The organism is Mycobacterium sp., from assembly GCF_965277065.1.
Taxonomy (GTDB): Bacteria; Actinomycetota; Actinomycetes; order Mycobacteriales; family Mycobacteriaceae; genus Mycobacterium.
Genome location: NZ_CBDIBT010000015.1, coordinates 302,562 through 320,200 on the forward strand (window position 1 = coordinate 302,562; position 17,639 = coordinate 320,200).

Consider the following 17,639-nt stretch of genomic DNA (forward strand, 5'->3'; position numbering starts at 1 on the left):
CGCTACCGGCGAGTGGCGCGGACCGCGGCTGCGAATGCGTCGCCGCGGTCCGCATAGCCGGTGAACTGGTCAAATGAGGCGCCGGCCGGTGCCAGCAGCACCGCGTCACCGGGGCCGGCGAGATCTCTGGCGGCGGCCACCGCAGCGTGCATGACGCGAGCGCCCACAGTCTCACCGGACAACGGAACCACGTGTGTCACATACGTAACAGGAGACTCAGCAGTCGCATGCATAGCAATATCCTCGCTTGCCACAACCTGTACGACGGGCACATCCGGTGCGTGTCGCGATAACGCCTCGGCAACCATTGCTCGATCCCGGCCGATCAACACCGCTCCGACCAGCCGCGACGCCACCCTTTGCACGGTCTCGTGCACCGATGCGCCCTTGAGTAGCCCGCCGGCTATCCACACCACCCGCGGGTACGCCAGCAGCGACGCCTCGGCGGCATGCGGGTTGGTCGCCTTGGAGTCGTCGACGTAGCTGACCTGGTCGACGACGGCGACCAGCTCTGCGCGGTGCCGGCCCACCCGGAACGACGACAGCGCCGACGCGATCGCCTCGCCCGGCACCCCGATGCTGCGGGCCAGCGCCGCGGCCGCGAGGGCGTCGAGCACGCCCACCGGCCCGGGCACCGGAATGGACGACACCGCGGCCAGCGCTTCGCCGTCGGAACCGGCTGCGGCGAAAGCCCGGTCGATCAGCTCGCCATCGCACACGCCGAGTTCGCCGGCGGCGGGCTCACCAAGCCGAAAGCCCACCCGGACCGGCGCCGGGGCCGCCGCGAGCAGCTCGGCGGCCTGCTGGTCGTCCACGCCGGCCACCGCCACTCGGCCGCGCAGCACGCCGGCCTTGGCGGCGGCGTAGTCGGCCAGGGTGCCGTGCCAGTCGAGGTGATCTTCGGCGATGTTGAGCACGACCCCGGCCTCGGGTCGCACCGTCGGAGCCCAATGCAGCTGGAAGCTGGACAGCTCGACGGCCAGCACCTCAGCGGGGTGGTGCAACTCGTCGAGCACTGGGCTGCCGATGTTGCCGCAGAGCCGGCTGTTGAGTCCGGCGGCGAGGAGCATCGCGTGCAGCATCGACGTGGTGGTGGTTTTGCCGTTGGTGCCGGTGACCGCCAGCCAGCGCCGCGGCGGGCCGTAGTGGCCGGCCTGGTCGAGTCGCCAGGCCAGTTCGACGTCACCCCAGACCGGGATGCCGGCGCCCGCGGCGGCCGCGGGCACAGGGGCGGTCGGTGAGAAGCCCGGGCTCACGATCACCAGCGCATAGTCGGTGATGTGGGCGGCGGCGGTCGCCGAGTCTTCGGTCGGTGTGCCGGAGTCGGCAAACTGCCGGCGGGTGGCTGCCGTGTCATCGCACAGCGTCGGCGTCGCACCCAACTCCACGAGCGCCGCCAGCACGGCCCGACCGGTGACGCCACCCCCCGCGACCAGCACCGGCGCTCCGGCCGACAGCGGCTCGAGACCGGGGGGCATCATCTCAGCCGCCGCCGGTCGCGGCGAGCCATTCGCTGTAGAACAGCGCGACGCCCAGACCGCAGCTGATCGCGGTGAGTAGCCAGAACCGGATGATCACCGTCGTCTCGGCCCAGCCGAGCAGCTCGAAGTGGTGATGGAAGGGCGCCATCCGGAACACCCGGCGACCGGTCGTCCGGAAAGCCAGGATCTGCACGACCACCGAGACGATCTCGGCGACGAACAGCGAGCCGAGCACCACCGCGAGGATTTCGGTGCGGCTGGTCACCGAGATGCCGGCGATGATCCCGCCGAGGGCCAACGATCCGGTGTCGCCCATGAAGATCTTGGCCGGCGCGGCGTTCCACCACAGGAAACCGATGCACGCTCCCGCGGTCGCGGCGGCGATGATCGCGAGATCCAGCGGGTCGCGCACGTTGTAACAGCCCAGGCCTGGTGCGGTGGCGCACGCGTTGCGGTACTGCCAGAACGTGATCAGCACGTAGGCGGCGGTCACCATGGCCATCGAGCCGGCCGCCAGGCCGTCCAGTCCGTCGGTGAAGTTGACCGCATTGGACCAGGCGCTGACGACGATCACGCAGAACAGCACGAAAAGCGCGGGAGCCAGTGTCACGGTGGCGATTTCGCGCACATACGACAGGTCCGAGGTGCCCGGTGTCAGCCCGGCATCGTTGCGGAATTGCAGGACCAGGATGCCGAACAGGACTGCGGCGGTGATCTGACCGACGGTCTTGGCGGTCTTGTTCAGCCCCAGATTGCGTGAGCGCCTGATCTTGATCAGGTCATCGACGAATCCCACTGCGCCGAGCGTGGTGGCCAGGAACAGCACCAGCAGGCCCGAGGCCGACGGGCCGTTGCCGTTGAACGCCAGGCCGGCCACATGGGTGCCGAGGTAACCCGCCCAGATGCCGGCCAGGATGGCGACCCCACCCATCGACGGTGTGCCGCGCTTGGTCTGGTGACTCGGCGGGCCGTCCTCGCGGATCTCGTGGCCGAAGCCCTGCCGGTTGAACAGCCGGATCAGCATCGGGGTCAGCAGGATCGACACCGTCAGCGAGATCGCGACGGCGAGCAGGATGTCGATCATCGGGTGTCGCCCGGGCTGTCCGCCGCGAGCGAATCGGCCAGCGCACCAAGTCCCGCGGCGTTGGAGGCCTTGACCAGCACCACATCTCCAGGCTGCAGGTTAGCCCGCAGGATGGCCAGGGCGGCGCCGGCGTCGGCGACGAGGACGGCTCCTCGTTCACCCTCAGAGCCCCACGCCCCTTCCATGACGGCGCCGTGGTGCATGGCGCTCATAGACCTCCCCGTTCCGACGACAATGAGTCGAGACACATCTAATCGCACCGCCAACCGGCCGATGCGGTCATGCTCGGATATCGCGTCGCCGCCGAGTTCGCCCATCTCGCCCAGCACGGCCCAACTGCGGCGCTTTCCCGCGGGGCCTGCCAGGCCCGAGACCGAAATCCAGGCCAGTGCCTGAAGACCGGCGCGCATCGAATCCGGGTTGGCGTTGTAAGCGTCGTCGATGATCGTCACCCCGTCGGCCCGGGTGCTCACCCGCATCCGGTGACCCGACACGGGGCCGGCGCCGGCCAGCGCCTCAGCGACCTGCGCGGTGGTGGCGCCGCATTCGAGCGCGACCGCGGCTGCGCACAGCGCGTTGCTGACGTGGTGGTCGCCGTGCACCGCCAGGCTGACGTCGACGGCGTCGTGGCCGGCGTGCAGGGTGAACTCCGGCCTGGCCAGTTCGTCGAGCGTCACCGGGCCGGACCACACATCGCCTCGGCTGTGCCGGCTGATCCGTACCACCCGGGCGGCGGTCACCTCGGCCATCGCTGCCACCGCCGGGTCGTCGACGTTGAGCACTACCACCCCGGAGGGCGGAACAGCTTGTGGCAGCTCGCTTTTCGTCTTGGCGATGGCCTCCCGGGAACCGAATTCGCCGAGGTGCGCGGTGCCGACGTTGAGCACCACGCCGACGGCCGGCGGCGCGATCGCGGCCAGCGCGGCGATGTTGCCCGGATGCCGCGCGGACAGCTCGAGGATCAGATAGTCGGTGCTCGGGGTGGCGCGCAGCACCGTCCACGGGTGGCCGAGCTCGTTGTTGAAAGAGCCGGGCGGCGCGATCACTTCGCCGAGCGGCGCGAGCACCGCGGCCAGCAGGTCTTTGGTCGACGTCTTGCCCGACGAGCCAGTGATGCCGACGATCGTCAGGCCGCCGGCCACCAGCTCGGCGGCCACCGCGGCGGCGAGCTTGGCCAGCGCGGCCAGCACCGCCGCGCCCGCGCCGTCGCTGTCGTGCTCGAGGACACCGGCCAATCCCCCGTCGGTGCGCTTGGACGCGGCCGGAACGACGATCGCGGGCACGCCGACCGGCCGGGCGGCCAGCACGGCGACGGCTCCGGCCGCCACCGCGGCCGCGGCATGCTCGTGACCGTCGACGCGAGCGCCCGGCAGCGCCAGGAACAATCCGCCGGAAGTGACTTTGCGCGAATCGAATTCGACGGTTCCGGTGACGTGCAGACCGACCGCATCCTCGGCGGAGACGTCGGTCAGTTCACCGCCGACGATCGCGGCGACCTGCGCCACGGTCAGGTCGATCATGGGCGCCGCACTTCCAGCGCCGCGGCCAGCTCGACCCGGTCGTCGAAGGGCTGCGTCTGACCATTGCGGGTCTGGCCTGTTTCGTGGCCTTTACCGGCGATCAGCACCACGTCCCCGGCCACCGCCCACGCCACGGCGTGCTCGATCGCGGCGCGCCGGTCCCCGATCTCGACCACGTCGGTGCTGACGGCGGCTTCGGCTGCGCCGGAGAGGATTTCGCGGCGGATCGCCGCCGGGTCCTCGCTGCGGGGGTTGTCGTCGGTCACCACCACCAGATCGGCCAACTCCGCGGCGACGCGGCCCATCTCGGCCCGTTTGCCCGGGTCACGGTCGCCGCCGGCACCGAAGACGACGGCCAGCCGGCCGTCCGGGCGGCGCAGTGTTGCCAGCACCTCGTGCAGCGCGGCCGGCTTGTGCGCGTAGTCGACCAGCGCGAGGAAATCCTGCCCACGGTTGATCTGCTCGAGCCGCCCGGGGACCTGGGTGTGCCGCAGGCCCGCTGACGCCTGCTCCGGGGAGACCCCTACCGCGTCGAGAACCGCTAGTGCGACAAGACAATTGGCGATGTTGTAGTCGCCTGGCAGTGCGATGCCGATCCGGTGGTGGACACCGGCCGGGTCGACCGCGGTGAACTCGCCCCCGCAAGCGGGTGGTGCCCCCAGCACGCCGGCGTGTGCCGTGCCGGCCTCGGCGCGCCAGTCCGCCGGGCGGCCCTTGGTACTGACCGTGATCGCCGTAGCCGCGCGATTCGCCATCGTCCGGCCGGCATCGTCGTCGACGCACACCACCGCGCGCCGGGCATGCAACGGCGACGCGGGGTCGAACAGTCGCGCCTTGGCCTCGAAGTAGTCCTCCATCGTCGGATGGAAGTCGAGATGGTCGCGAGACAGGTTGGTGAACCCGCCGACCGCGAACCGGATGCCGTCCACCCGGCCCAGGGTCAGCGCGTGACTGGACACCTCCATCACCACCGTGTCGACGCCACGCTCGGCCATCGCCGCCAGCAGTGCCTGCAACGCGGGAGCCTCGGGCGTAGTCAGGGTGCTGGGGATGTCTTCGCCGTTGATCCGCAGTCCGACGGTCCCGATCAGGCCGACCGCGCGTCCCGCCGACCGCAGACCGGCCTCGATCAGGTAGGTCGTCGTGGTCTTTCCTGACGTACCGGTGACGCCGACGACGGTGAGGCGCTCGGAGGGGCGCCGGTACACCGTGGCGGCGACGTCACCCAGGACGCTGCGGGGTTCGGGGTGGACCAGCACGGCCACCGAGCGGGCGTCGTGGTCCAGTTGCGCCAACCCGGCCGCATCGGTGAGCACCGCGAGGGCCCCGCGTTCGGCCGCGTCCGGAAAGAAGCGGGCGCCGTGCGTCGTTGCGCCCGGTAGTGCGGCAAACAGATCGCCGGGCTGGACGTCTTGGGCTCGCAGGGTCACGCCGGTGATCTGCAGATCCGCCGCGGTGCAACCCTTCGCGGGCACTGCGCCTACCTGGGCGGCCAGTTCCGACAGTGGGACTCCGGCGACGAAGGAGGGACGCAGCGCAGCGGGCATCGCCATCACCTCCGTCTGTCCATTGGTTCGTCGCCATGATCAGCCATGACACCCTACCGAGCCCGGGCAACGACGCGGACTGAGAACTCATCGCGCTCGGCGCCCTGGCGATTCTCGCCGACTACCAGCGCATGCGAATAGCGCAAACGACGACACGACGTCCCGCATCCGTCAGAGCGTCAACGAAGCGGCGCGGCCGACGACCGGCGCCAAACCCCGAGTGATGCGCACGGGCGGATGTCACGGTGTTCTCCCCTGTTTGGAGGTTCCCACACTCCGTGGCGGAGGGCGCACCACTATCTGCGAATTTGCAGAATTCATCAAAAGGCGGAAGCGTTTTTCTCATCGTCGTGACGGATCCTAGAACCGTGGGTTGTGCAGGTATAAGCAATGCTTAAAGTGCTGTCAAAGCGCTGCTCGTCAACAGACCGTAGGGCGATTACGTATGCGCGAGGAATCGGTCGGGGCGCGGCGCTGGGCGCGATGGGCTGCCACTGCGATCCCCCCTCGGCCGAGGGTTCCGCCAATTAGGCTGTCGGTCAGCATGTTTTATGGATAATTGTCAATATCCATGAACGGCGGGCTCGACAATGAGCAGGCCGACAGCTTGATGAGCCTATTGCGTAAGCGGACAGGCTTTCGCTTCAAAATGGGTCACCGTCCGAAGGTGACAAGTACGTCATCGGACAGCAGCTCGCCGGAATCGGTATGGACCCATAGCCGTAGGACGGCCTCAGTCGGCATACCTTTGTCGTATCGTTTTAGGTTCGTCGTGTAAGAAAACGGGGCGGCGACAGGCAAGTACATCGGCTTCGGTAGGGCGATTGCGCAAAGAGCTCCGATCTCGTACCACTGGTCGGCCTCCGCCGAGTCTGGATCCAAGTTCATTACCGCGCCGACTCGAGTTGCAACATCCCTCGCGCTGTCGAGGCGCAAGTCGTAGTGCCCGCTGCTTTCAATTGGGCGCGCTCTCGGTGCTGTCCCGTAATACACCCCGCTGTACCAAGAGTTGTGGGCCTTAATGACCTTGATTCCGATGCGAGACACCACGATCGGGGAATCACCCGTATTCAGGAGAGTCGCTCGGATGGGCAGGTCGGCGCCCTCATCGAAGTCGGATTTTGCGATGCACCAACGTGCTTCGTTCGGTTCAGGCACTCGAACTCGCCCGTGCGGAGTCGAATCGTCACGCCAGTTTTGTGAGCGGGCGTCTACCGCAACATCGACGAACTTAAGCCGATTTATCACCAGCGCCCTCGAAGTCTCATCCGATTTTCGAGTGCGGCTGCGACGAATGGCAACTAGCGCACCTGCCCCCGCGACCAGCAAGCTCGCTCCAGCGGTGATCAGCGCAGCAATCAGCTGGTCATTCATGATCGCCCGCGTTCCGAACTTTGCAGCGACTGATCAGGACGACACCGTGGTCGCTTGCCCATCGCGCCATTGTCCCCTACCCAGGTGCGAAACGCATTTACTTCAATTCGATTCACCCCCATAGAGCCGTCGACACCGGCTACAGCGGCTGCACGGCCCATACCATTGGCGAGTGGCTATGGGACGAGGATCGTGTCGCGCAACTGCTGGACGTCCCCTTTAGTTTAGATCCCTCTAAGCAGAGCCTGGGCTGAGCGTCCGGACGATTAACAATGTCAGGACTTCCCGGGTTTCGCGTTGCTGCTACAGGTTGCGCTGGCCTTGAGTGGGCACTACACCGTGGCAACCTAGGGTTTTGCAGATACGTCCGGCGGCGGTATGCCGTGATCGACGTCCACGGTGGTCTTGCCGAACTGTATGCCGGCCCCAAAACTTGCCCCGGCCTCAAGGCCTCCGATATCGAGTTGCGCCGGATTTGTGGGAATCGGAGTAAACCCGAGATACGCAATGCTCCCCCCTGCTCCAACCGTCAACTCTAAAAACTTAATGGTTGCCCCGCAGTTGAACTGATCGACGGTGAGGGGCGCGCTAGTGAAATCGGTCGCTTCTGATTGCGAGATTGCGACTCCAACCTTTCCGCCGATGCCCCAAGTTAGGCCCTCAAAATCCACTTGATACGTGAAGCCAGTTGTCTTGTTTGTCAGCAAAAAAAGAGTGCCTCCAAAGACCGTAGCGCTGCCTGAAACCTCCGAGGATATTCGCCATTCTGTGCTCGGGATCCTTAGGGCCTGGGTTGGGTCCTGCGACCTGTTGGGTCCAGGGTCCGGCCGTGGTGGATTTGGATCGACGGATCTTTGTGTAGAGGGATTGCGATCTGACTGAATAGGCCCGTCTTCTGGCCTGAACGTCACAGGTATGGGAAATGGCCCCATCCTTACAACCGCTGCCCTATTGCTGGCGCGGCCCGCTGACGAGTTGTTGTCGCCACGATAGACGCCATCGGCTACAGTGACGGCGGGACCCAACAAGCGGTCAACTGAGCCTTGCGACGACAAAAAGGCACGAACAGCCGCGCTCCGCGCTGCACGCAGGACGGGGTTGTGCCCTGTCATGTTGACGCCGTCGGTATATCCGACGATGTCAATGATTCGTTCGTCGGCGACCGTGCTGTCATCGAGGCGGACGGTCGCAATAAGATTCCGAAGAGCTGATTTGTGCTCCGGTTTGAGGGCCGATTTGTCTACTTCGAAGTTTGAGAGGACGAGCGTCCAATCTGGTAACAACTCGACGACGCCCGGCGACACGGCAGAGGCGGCTATCTCGCCGGGGCCGTACTCCGCTGTAACCGAAGGCGGCCGATTTCCCGCTGCACTGGCGGTCTCGCCGAGAGCCCGTTTGAGTGTTTGGTTCTCGACTTCGAGTGCGCGCTGGTCGCTCTCGCTGAGCGAAGCCTGCGACTCGTTTTCGTTGTCCGCGAGTCTGCGTCTGAGGGCTTCTTCGTCGAGTTGGTCGATCTCGTCCTGCGATTTGGGTGAGCGGTGGATGACGCTGGGCGCCGCGCCATTGGCGTGCTGCACCACGTGGGTCAGTTCGTGCGCGAGCAGCCATTTTCCGCGACTCATGTTCGGAGCGAAGCGGTTCCGCGCAAAGACCACGTGGTTGCCAAGCGTAAAGGCTGCGGCTTCCATTCGGTCGGCAGCGGCGTGTGCCGCAGCGTCCTCATGCACTCGGACGCCGCCGAGGTCAGCATCTAGTTCTTTCTCAAAAAGTGTGCATGTTGCCCGGTCCAGCGGGTGACCGGAGCCAAGCCCTGTCGTCGCGCCCGCAGCGGGTGGCAGTCGATTGGATTCGTCATGGCCGGGTTGCGGTCCTGCAATCGTGTCAGCCACGGCATGCGCAACCTGCTCGAGTGGGTCACCAGTCGGCGCAACGCTATTGGGAACAGGTACGGAGTCGCCGGCCGCCGCCTTAAGGCGGTACTGTTCGACGGGTTGCGGCGCGGACGCTACATTGGCACGCTTCAACGGCAGGGGCACTCTGGACGGTCTTGGTGCAGAAGAGCTTTCGCTAGGCGCCGGAGGAACCCGTGAGGGTCGCACGTCGGCAACGGGTACCTGTTCGGCTGCCGTGGTGTTCGTCGCTGGGGCGACACTGGGTCCATTCATGTCGTCTCCGTGTTGAACGGGTCCCACGTGTCGAGGCCGGCGGGCTGGTTGGAGCGCTGGGGAAGGTGCGATGGGCCGGCGAGTACGTTGCCGGTGATCGCGCTCGGCCCGCCGCCAGGCTCGACCATGACGAGGCTGGCGGCCCCTGCGGCATTGTTTCGGATGATGTTGCCCGTCACCGTGGTCGCGGTCAGTTCCATGATGACTACCGTCGACCATGTTCCCGGCCCGCCTCTCGTCAACGGCGCGTTTGTAGCAAGGCGATTGTTCCCAAGTATCAGGCTGGTGGGGTTGGAGCCGATGAAAAAGGCGAGCACGGCGGCGGCGGCGGTCGGCGGCGTCCTGAGCCGGCTGCCGGTTCCGCTACCGCATTCGATGTCGTTGTCGCAGAGGTGGAGTTGAGCATGCTGATCCTGCGTGGGCACTGCCATGTCCCGTTCGATGGACATGAGTTGTTGGTTCACCCGATGTGCGGGCTGGAAAGCACATGGTGTGGCGTCGATTTCGGTGTCGGGTGACTCGGCGGCGGCGTTGAAGTTGACGGTGGGGGCATCTTTATCAGCTGGTTGGCCGCCGGCCACGTCGCGAAGGAAGCGGGTCATTGTTTGGGTTAGTCGTTTCTGGCTCGCGGCGGACGATTTTTCAGTGACGCGGCGAACCTCACTTTCGAGCGTCATGGTCGGCGGCAGGGGGTAGGTCGATCCGAGAACCCGTATCAGCGCCAGGTAGCCATCAAGCATCATTGCGGAAAGCATTGGCCGCACGTCGTTCACCGTGCTCTGCACCTGATACTCGCCGGTCAGATCGATGTAGGGTAATGCGCTGGGATCAAGCAGCCACACGCCGCCGTAACACCGGCGCACAATGTTGTTATGGATGTCGAGGATTCCGAGGTCGGCCGACACCATGACGGCGACCGTGATGCCGTCAAAGATGTTGTCGCGGATTAGGCCGTCGTAGAGCAGCGTTGGCAACACTGCATCACCGCCGAACGCTTTGGCCGCGACCCGGTTGATAGCTTCCCCGTGGATTGTGGGCAACAGCAGGTAGCCGACGAGGACGTGCTGCGGTTCTAGGTCGGAGTGGAAGTCTAGCGCCGGTTCGTGCAGGAAACGGTTGGCTTCTAATCGCAAACCATGGCATTGGCTGGCCCCGAAGACCCCCACACCGAACACCGAGCGAGGCATGGTCTTTTCGGCTTCGGGGGTCGTGTCGCGCTCTCCCACGCTGAACCTGAACAGACAGCGCGACACTTCTAATACCGCGCAGTGCACGGGGCGGATGCCGATCGATATGTACCGGTCCCGCATGATCACGTTCATCGCCTGGATGATGGCCCGGTTCTTCACCGTCGGCCGTTGCTGCTGTAGCGGTGTAGCGACCTGCGGCATCCGGATCTCGAACCCCGTGATCGTGACGTTGTCGGCGCGCTTCAGCACGATCACACCGTCCGGGAAGTTGTTTTCGAAGTCCTGCAGCGGGGCCAGCACGACCGATTCAGAACAGCCCCGCAGTTCCATGTTCGAATGCCGATGGTCCAGGAGGATCGGGGTCTCCAACTCGTAGGCCCCCCGCTGGAAACACACGGTGATCCGGTTGGTGCGCGTGGTGTCGGGGCGCGCTTCGGCCGCGGCGTCGATCAGCGTTTGAAGATGGTTCCCGTGGGCGTCGGCCGGCGTCACCTCGACGGTGCAGCACCCCCCGCCGCCCCCGCCGCCGTTGACGTCGACCAGATGGGGGAAGTGGTGCCGGCAGTCTTCATCGATGACCCACGTGTTATCGCTGACCCCGAGGACGTACAGCGGGCACACCCATAGTCGCGGTCCGTCCGGCGGTTGAGCTTCCTTTCCGCGCAGATAGCGCTCCGGGTAGACCACTGTCGGGGTGTCCGGGCGCACCGCGATCGACCAGAAATCGCCGATGTGCAGTGGAGAACCGGCCACCGCAGAGCTCAGGGTGACGCTGAGCCCCGTCCCGGTCAGGGTGATCGTCTGGCCAAGCTGTCTGCCGGTCAGCAGCTCCTCCCACACCCGCAGATAGAGCTGGGGTGTCTGTTTGGGGTCGGTGTATTCGGCGGGCAGCGCGGTCGGGAATTGCATCGTCTTGGTGTCGGGGTCGTACTGCGAGCCCAGCACACCGATGACACCGTTGTGCGCCGCGACATACCCCTCGATTGCGCCGTCGGTGCTGGCCAGTGTGGCGGTGGACCGCAGTACCTGCACGGCCTGGTTTGTGCGGGGACGGTGATAGTCGTCGACGGGGCTGCGCTGCAGTGTCAGCACCGGTGTCGCGCTGGCGTCGGCCGTGATCCGGTAGAGCATTGAGGCGTTGTCGTAGCCCCACACCAGGTCGAATGTTCCGTCCTGGGCGACGTGGGTGATTTGGACGCGGATCAGCTGATTGTCGGCGCCCAGGTAGCCACCGGTGCTGGTCGGTTCGCACGGATTGGCCTTCTCCGTCGGGGCGTCCCAGGCGACCGCGATCCGCGACACCGATTTCAGCGCCATGGTGTCCTTGTCGAACACCAAACCTGCTTCTTTCCAGCCGCTTTCGTCGTCGATCAGGGCTTGCCCGCAGTCGCTGGACTGAGTAGGCAGGACGGTGATCCGTTGCAGCAGCCGGGTGCGGGCTGCGCTGTCGGGGCCGCCGAGCGCGACCTCGGCCAGGGCTGGATCCTCGACGGCACTAACGTCGGTCTCTTCGAGCATCAGCACGGCGTGACCGGGCACCGGGGCGGCGAGCGGCGGTTGGTCCAGCCAATCCGGCTGGTGGGCCAGAGTGATCGGCTGATCGAGTTCGACCCGCAGCCCGCCGACATACATCGTGCCGATCCCGACAGTGATGTCGGTGCCCGAGGCTGTGAGGGCGTAGCCGTTGTCGGGGGTGCCGGCCGGGCCGATGATGTCGATCAGTTCTTTGCGGCGCTCTTCGTGGTCGATGAGGCGCTGTTCGTTGTCGTCGGCCTCCAGCGCCACCCTGCCCTGGAGCTTTACCAGACCCTGGTACTGGCGGGCAGGGTCGTACGACAGTTTGGCTACGTCGGCCATGGTCTGCCTCTCATCGATTCGCCGTCGGGGTCGGGTACCGGCATGTGCTGCAGCACCGCTGACAGCCCGACCGGCATGTATTCGCTCAACTTGATCCGCAGCGACCGGTCCTTGATGGCCGCGTCGGCCGCACAGAACGCGCCCATCTCCGAACCGTCGTAGCTGCCGGTCAGGATGCTCGGATCAGCGGCGGTAGTCGCGGCGACGATGGCGGTGTCGGCGCCGTCGTCGACCAGTCCGTAACCCCATTCACCGAAGCGGCGGCTGACGAAGATCGGCGAACCGGCCGGCACCTGCACCGATTCGTAGCGTCGCGGCAAGGCACTGTCGGTGGACCACGCCGAGAACCGCACGCAGCCGTCCTGGGCGTCGATCACCCGCACCACGTCATCGAGGATCGATTCGCTGCACAGCAGGCGGTGCACATATCCGGCGCCGAGCACCGTGCACCGCTGCAGATCGACCAGGCCCTGACCGGTGGTCAGCGCGGCGTCGGCCAGCGCCGCCGGGTAGGCCTCGGCCATCAGTTGGCGGTTCAGCAGCGCCAGCGCCGCGGGATCGGCCGGCGGTGCGGTGACCGCGGCCTGGGTGCTGGTCCGCAGTCCACGGTCGGCGAACCGCTTCGCAGTCCACACCAGCGGACCGGCAATCACGGCCGCTAGATCGGCGACCACCGCGGCCAGGTCGGCCGGCGGGACCGCTGTGGCGTCGACATGCGCGGTGACCGCGCCGGTGGAGGCCGCGCCCAGCTGGGTCGCCAACCATTGTGACAACGGGTCGCGTTGATACTTCAGGGCGCTGAACAGTGTGTCGTCGTCGAACACCGATTCCGTCGTTAGCTCCGAACCCAGCGCGGTCGGCAGGCCCTGCAGGATGGAATCGGTGCCGGTCAGTGTCTCGATCACACCGCCGCGGCGGGTCCGGACCGGACCCAAAATGCAGCGATCGAGGACCAGTGAGCGCACGGTGCCCTCGACCCAGATCCGTGATGGCGCCAGCGGCCGCTCGTCGACGCTGACATCCCACGGGGTCGCGGGGGTGCGCAGGTTTCCGGCGGTACCTGGGTCGATTGTGGCGCAGTTCAACACCACCTCGTCGAAGGTGCCGCGCAACACGATGTCGGTGCCGCTGAAGAGGATCCCTTCCAGCCGCAGCACCGACGGGTTGTGATCAGCGGTCGCGGCGCCCTGAAACATCCACGGGTCGGCGCCGGCGGCGGTGCGTATGACGGCGCGATTCTCGTCACCGGCGCACACCGCCACCGCGCCGATCGGGGCGCCCGGCGAACCGACCGGCGCGACACCGGTACGGGTCAGGCCATCGTCGATGACGACGGTGCCGGTGCCGCCCAGCGCGGTCAACGCATCGGCCAGCGACGTCGGTGTCTCACCCTGGTCGGTGAGGAGCGGCATCGGATACACGGTGGGCGCCGACCCAAGGCGGCGTCGGGGGAACGGGCCGGCCCCGACCTCACCGAACAGTCCGTAGTGGTAGCCGACCTCGATCGCGTCCCCGGCGGCCTCGACCGCGAACCGTCCCACCTCCGGCCACACCCGGACCTGATCCAGCGGCAGCGGACCGGCGCCGAGCGAGCTGACCGACAGCGACGCAGGCCACACCGCGGCGTCGGGGTCGGGATAGGCCTGCGGTGTCGGCGTGCCGACCGCGGCTAGCGCCGCCCACATCTGATCGGTCAGCGGGGCAGGTAGCTGCCAGGCCGCCAGCGACCGCCAATTCTCGCCGTAGTCGTTCGGGCCCCGGTCGCCGCGTTGGAACAGCGGGATCTGGCGGCCGGTCGGATCGAACGTGAAGTACCCGTCGCAGCCGGTCACCGGTACCGGGGTCGCCTTATCGACGGCGAAAGGCGCCACCCGCCCCAGAAAGAACCCGACCTTGGGGATCCCGTACCAGCCCAGCGCCCCGCCGGCCAGCCGGACATCGACAGTGTGGTGGTACTCGTCATAGGCGGTCCCAGTTGCGGTGGCGCCCAGCCGGTTCCGCAGGTCGGCGTAACCGCCGGCCGGTGTGCCGGTGAGCAGACCGACCAGGCCTTCGGCCCGCTGCAAGCGCCGGGCCCCGGCGGGGTCCGCGGTTTGCGCCGGTGCCCCGACCGCTGGGTCCAGGCTGTGCCGGGAGCGTCCCAGGCGGCGGAAGAACTCCACGACGTGGCACTCGTAGCCGGTGACGTCGGCGGCCAGCTGCTCCAGCAGCGCGACCGTGCCCTTGCGGCGCCGGTAATAGATGGTGTTCGCGACGTCCAGACGCTGCTGGCGGGAGTCCATTGCGGGCACCAGATTGGTGTCCAGCAGCGCCGCGATATATGGGATGACCCAGCTGTCGCAAGACTCGATCGACTGGTCCTCCCACAGCCGGTCGATACTGCGCCGCACCGCCGCCACCTGCACCGAGATCCGCGCCAGTAGTTCCTGCAACGGGCCCGCACCGTCCGACGACGACGCGTCACTGGTCACCGCGTCCTGCGCCCGATACACCTCGGGTACCAGCGACCACAGCTTGGCGGTGTAGATCGCGTCCAACCCGTCCACCGGCGCCGCTGCCAGCTCAGTCATCGGGATCGGCCTCCTCGGTCACCGTCAGGGCGGCCGGCGCCAGGGTGAAGAACCCGCCGGGACCGGGATCGAACCGGTGATCGCCCAGCCCACCCGTCGACCCGGCGGCGCTGACGGTCAACGAATGCATGGCGAGCACCCCGGGCATCGCGCCGACCGCGGCCTCGATCCGGCTGCGGTACAACGCCTCCCCTAACCCCAGCACACCCGGGCAGAACAGCCCGCCCGGCGCATCCAGCAGTGCCGAACGGACCGCCGCCAGCGCCCCGCCGGGCACCACAGCGGAATCGAGGCGCACCGTCATGGTCATGGTGAGCGGCCGCGCGACGGCAGGGACCACGATGACCGGGCGGTTGGGGTCGGCTTCGGCGCGCACCGCGGCGCGGGCCGACACCACCGCGGCCGCGTCGTCACCGACATACACCCGCACCGTGGGGCGCTGCTCCTCGGCATCCCATTCCCAGGCCGCGTCGGCGCGGGTGACGCCAGGGGCCGCCGCGGCCACCGCCGCATAGTCATCCCCGGACACCGCCCGGCCAAACGTCAGGACCGATCGCGGCGCGACGCGGCGCAGCTGGCCCGGCGAGTCCGGATCACCGCCCCCGCCGGGCGGCACCGGATTGCGCACGCCGCGCAGATTCGGCACCGGCGAACTCACCTGCGACAGCGCCCCGGCCGGCGGGACCGCCGCGCCGCTGCCGACCCGGTAGGTAGCTTTCACCACCGCCCCGCTGGGCAGCCGAGCCCCGGTGACGCCATCCCCGAAGCGGACATGGGTTTTGCCGTCCTCGTCTTCCCCGGTGACGAACACGGTGTCGGTCGGACCGTGCCCGTAGAGCATCGGGACTTCCGTCCAGTAGCGGCCGGCGACATCCACCACCACGGTGCTGGAATAGGTATTCCCGGAGCGGCCCGCCGGATCGCTGAAATAGGTGACAGGCGATTTGCTCAGCGTGAAGTCCTGCCGGGCCAGCCGGGCGTCGCCGCTACCGAGGACCTCGTCGCGCACCGTGGCGCCGCGGGTGACAGTGAACAGATCCCACAGCAGCCGAAGCGGTGGCTGCAGGGTGGGCAGCGGTGTGTCGGGGTCGGCGGCAGCGATGGTGGCGGTGCTGCTGCCCGCGGTCGGGGTGGCCCGCACCGGTGCACCGTTGCCGTTGGCGTCCTCCAACAACGCCGGAGCGGCCACACCGGGAGCCGCGGCCGGTGGGGAGGCCAAGGTAAGCGCGCCCGGCAGGGTGGTCACGCCGTGCACCGGGGTCGCGATCAGGGTGCCGATATCGGTCCAGTCGGCGTTCACCGCCGCGTAGCTGGTGCCCAGGCTCACCCCGGTCGGCGGGTCGAGCACCAGCGACGCGACGATCAGCGGGATCGCCGGCTTGCTCTTGTCAGCGGGCGGTTGGGTGGGATCGGTAGCTGGTTGGTCGGCGTTCGCGTACCAGATGAGCTCGCTGTACGCCTTGAGTGCGACCACCAGCGGTGTGGTGCCCCCACCCGGATCCAGGACCAACGGGTCCCCGGCGTGCAAATACCGGGCGGCGCTGTCGAGCACCACCGTCGCGGTCGTCGAAGTGACCGCATTGGCCCCGACCGGGATGGTGGCCAGATGGCAGACGCGGGTCGATCGGGCCAGCCGGAAATCGGCGGCAAGCCCGGCCTGGACCGGACCCGTGCCGGTGAGAAGCACCCGGGTGTTGGCGCGCCCATGAGGGTCTTTCTCGGCAACCACACCGGTCACCGTGCACACCACACCGGGACGGGCCGGGTCCCAGGCTCTGGGGGTCAACAGCAGGTGATCGCCGACGGCCACCCCGGTGGGCGTGCCCTTGACCAGTACCCCGCCGCGCAGAATCAGCGCCGGGTCCGGTGGCGCTTCGGCGGTTCCCGGCGGTGACGACGGCGGCGGCCCGGCCGTCGGCGGGGCTGAGGGTTCATCGGGTCGGGGCCCGCGCACGCTGGTCGGCGGCGCGAAGGTGGCCGTCGTGGCGGATTCGAAGGTCTGCGGGTCCAGACCCGGGGTCGCCTTCGAGGTGATGGTCAGTCCGGCGGGCAGGACCAGCGGGTTCGGGCCGGTGGCCAGGGCGGCCAGCGTCGCGACGGCGCCGATCCCGGGCCGGGGCCGGTAGCCCAGCTGACCAACCAGCCGCCGCACCGATTCGGGCAGCACCGCGGTGCCCAGATAGTCCTCGTTGGCGATGCGTTCGTTGTAGAAGGTGAGGATGTCGGCGATATAGGCCCACCAGTCCAGGATCTGTAGACCGAGGTCGGTGCGGGCGGTCGGCTGCCAGATGGTCAGGTTCGTCTCACCGGGCAGGTGCTGCAACATCGCGTGCCGGAATGTGGAAAAATCGCCGATCCGGTAGGCGATCGCGGGCAGCCCGCCCGGGTTGGTGATCTGCCAGCGCTCCGGCACACCGTCGCAGCGGCAGGCGCTGTGGGCGCCGCAGCGGCAGCCCAGCACCGGCGCTGCGGCGCTCATTTCCCGCCCTCCACGACGATGCGCACCGAGCCGCGGTCCGGCCAGCTGGGATCGTTATCGACCCGGATGATCTCGTCGCGGGACACGACGACCCTCTCGGGCAGCGCAACAAAGTCGGGTAGGTAGCCGCGCCGCCGGTAGGTGATCGAGATGACGCCGTCGACACCGGGCGTGTTCTGGACGGCGCTTTCCAGCGCGCTGCGTTCCAGGGGATGACCGAACCGGAACTGATCCGGGGCGAAGAACGCCGGCCGGCCATCGGGGCGGATGCCGGTGCTCAGGACCGTGGCCACCGCGGCGAGGACCTCCCCGCGCAGGGCGCCGGCATCGGCGCACACCGTGACCACCAGGTCCAGGCTCACGTAGCGCGGG

At 67.5% G+C, this 17,639-nt stretch carries 10 protein-coding genes; all 10 read right to left on the bottom strand.

Annotation, left to right across the window (positions count from 1 at the left end; translation table 11 throughout):
* Positions 1–2 precede the first annotated feature (2 nt).
* Positions 3–1,478: a UDP-N-acetylmuramoyl-L-alanine--D-glutamate ligase gene (gene murD, locus ACQY5A_RS05655; protein ID WP_428339425.1), complete on the bottom strand. Its 1,476-nt coding sequence runs from the start codon at positions 1,476–1,478 to the stop codon at positions 3–5.
* A 4-nt stretch (positions 1,479–1,482) separates the two neighbouring features.
* On the bottom strand, positions 1,483–2,565 hold the full coding sequence (gene mraY / locus ACQY5A_RS05660; protein ID WP_428339388.1) for a phospho-N-acetylmuramoyl-pentapeptide-transferase: 1,083 nt from the start codon (positions 2,563–2,565) through the stop codon (positions 1,483–1,485).
* Positions 2,562–4,085 (bottom strand): UDP-N-acetylmuramoyl-tripeptide--D-alanyl-D-alanine ligase, encoded by a 1,524-nt coding sequence (locus tag ACQY5A_RS05665; RefSeq protein ID WP_428339389.1) that lies wholly within the window; start codon positions 4,083–4,085, stop codon positions 2,562–2,564. Before ACQY5A_RS05665 ends, mraY begins: the two co-directional genes overlap by 4 nt.
* A complete protein-coding gene (locus ACQY5A_RS05670; RefSeq protein WP_428339390.1) occupies positions 4,082–5,638 on the bottom strand; it encodes a UDP-N-acetylmuramoyl-L-alanyl-D-glutamate--2,6-diaminopimelate ligase in 1,557 nt (518 codons plus the stop codon). Before ACQY5A_RS05670 ends, ACQY5A_RS05665 begins: the two co-directional genes overlap by 4 nt.
* A 648-nt stretch (positions 5,639–6,286) precedes the next feature.
* Positions 6,287–7,006, bottom strand: a complete 720-nt coding sequence (locus tag ACQY5A_RS05675) for a hypothetical protein (protein WP_428339391.1) — start codon at positions 7,004–7,006, stop codon at positions 6,287–6,289.
* Between the two features lie 347 nt (positions 7,007–7,353).
* On the bottom strand, positions 7,354–8,895 hold the full coding sequence (locus tag ACQY5A_RS05680) for an eCIS core domain-containing protein (protein WP_428339392.1): 1,542 nt from the start codon (positions 8,893–8,895) through the stop codon (positions 7,354–7,356).
* 272 nt (positions 8,896–9,167) lie between these two features.
* Entirely contained in the window at positions 9,168–12,218 is a 3,051-nt protein-coding gene (locus tag ACQY5A_RS05685; RefSeq protein WP_428339393.1) for a DUF6519 domain-containing protein, read from the bottom strand.
* Positions 12,206–14,788, bottom strand: coding sequence for a phage tail protein (locus tag ACQY5A_RS05690; RefSeq protein WP_428339394.1), 2,583 nt, complete (start codon positions 14,786–14,788; stop codon positions 12,206–12,208). The genes ACQY5A_RS05685 and ACQY5A_RS05690 overlap by 13 nt, the downstream gene beginning before the upstream one ends.
* The gene (locus ACQY5A_RS05695; RefSeq protein WP_428339395.1) at positions 14,781–17,267 is read right to left on the bottom strand and encodes a baseplate J/gp47 family protein; all 2,487 of its coding nucleotides are present in this window, start codon (positions 17,265–17,267) and stop codon (positions 14,781–14,783) included. Before ACQY5A_RS05695 ends, ACQY5A_RS05690 begins: the two co-directional genes overlap by 8 nt.
* A partial coding sequence (locus ACQY5A_RS05700) for a hypothetical protein (RefSeq protein ID WP_428339396.1) occupies positions 17,264–17,639 on the bottom strand: 376 nt, incomplete at its 5' end. The genes ACQY5A_RS05695 and ACQY5A_RS05700, both read right to left, overlap by 4 nt.

What these genes read in the sequence shown, in the direction of transcription:
- murD (WP_428339425.1), bottom strand. Translation starts at nt 1,478, where the DNA reads ATGCCCCCCGGTCTCGAGCCGCTGTCGGCCGGAGCGCCGGTGCTGGTC.
- mraY (WP_428339388.1), bottom strand. Translation starts at nt 2,565, where the DNA reads ATGATCGACATCCTGCTCGCCGTCGCGATCTCGCTGACGGTGTCGATC.
- ACQY5A_RS05665 (WP_428339389.1), bottom strand. Translation starts at nt 4,085, where the DNA reads ATGATCGACCTGACCGTGGCGCAGGTCGCCGCGATCGTCGGCGGTGAA.
- ACQY5A_RS05670 (WP_428339390.1), bottom strand. Translation starts at nt 5,638, where the DNA reads ATGGCGATGCCCGCTGCGCTGCGTCCCTCCTTCGTCGCCGGAGTCCCA.
- ACQY5A_RS05675 (WP_428339391.1), bottom strand. Translation starts at nt 7,006, where the DNA reads ATGAATGACCAGCTGATTGCTGCGCTGATCACCGCTGGAGCGAGCTTG.
- ACQY5A_RS05685 (WP_428339393.1), bottom strand. Translation starts at nt 12,218, where the DNA reads ATGGCCGACGTAGCCAAACTGTCGTACGACCCTGCCCGCCAGTACCAG.
- ACQY5A_RS05690 (WP_428339394.1), bottom strand. Translation starts at nt 14,788, where the DNA reads ATGACTGAGCTGGCAGCGGCGCCGGTGGACGGGTTGGACGCGATCTAC.
- ACQY5A_RS05695 (WP_428339395.1), bottom strand. Translation starts at nt 17,267, where the DNA reads ATGAGCGCCGCAGCGCCGGTGCTGGGCTGCCGCTGCGGCGCCCACAGC.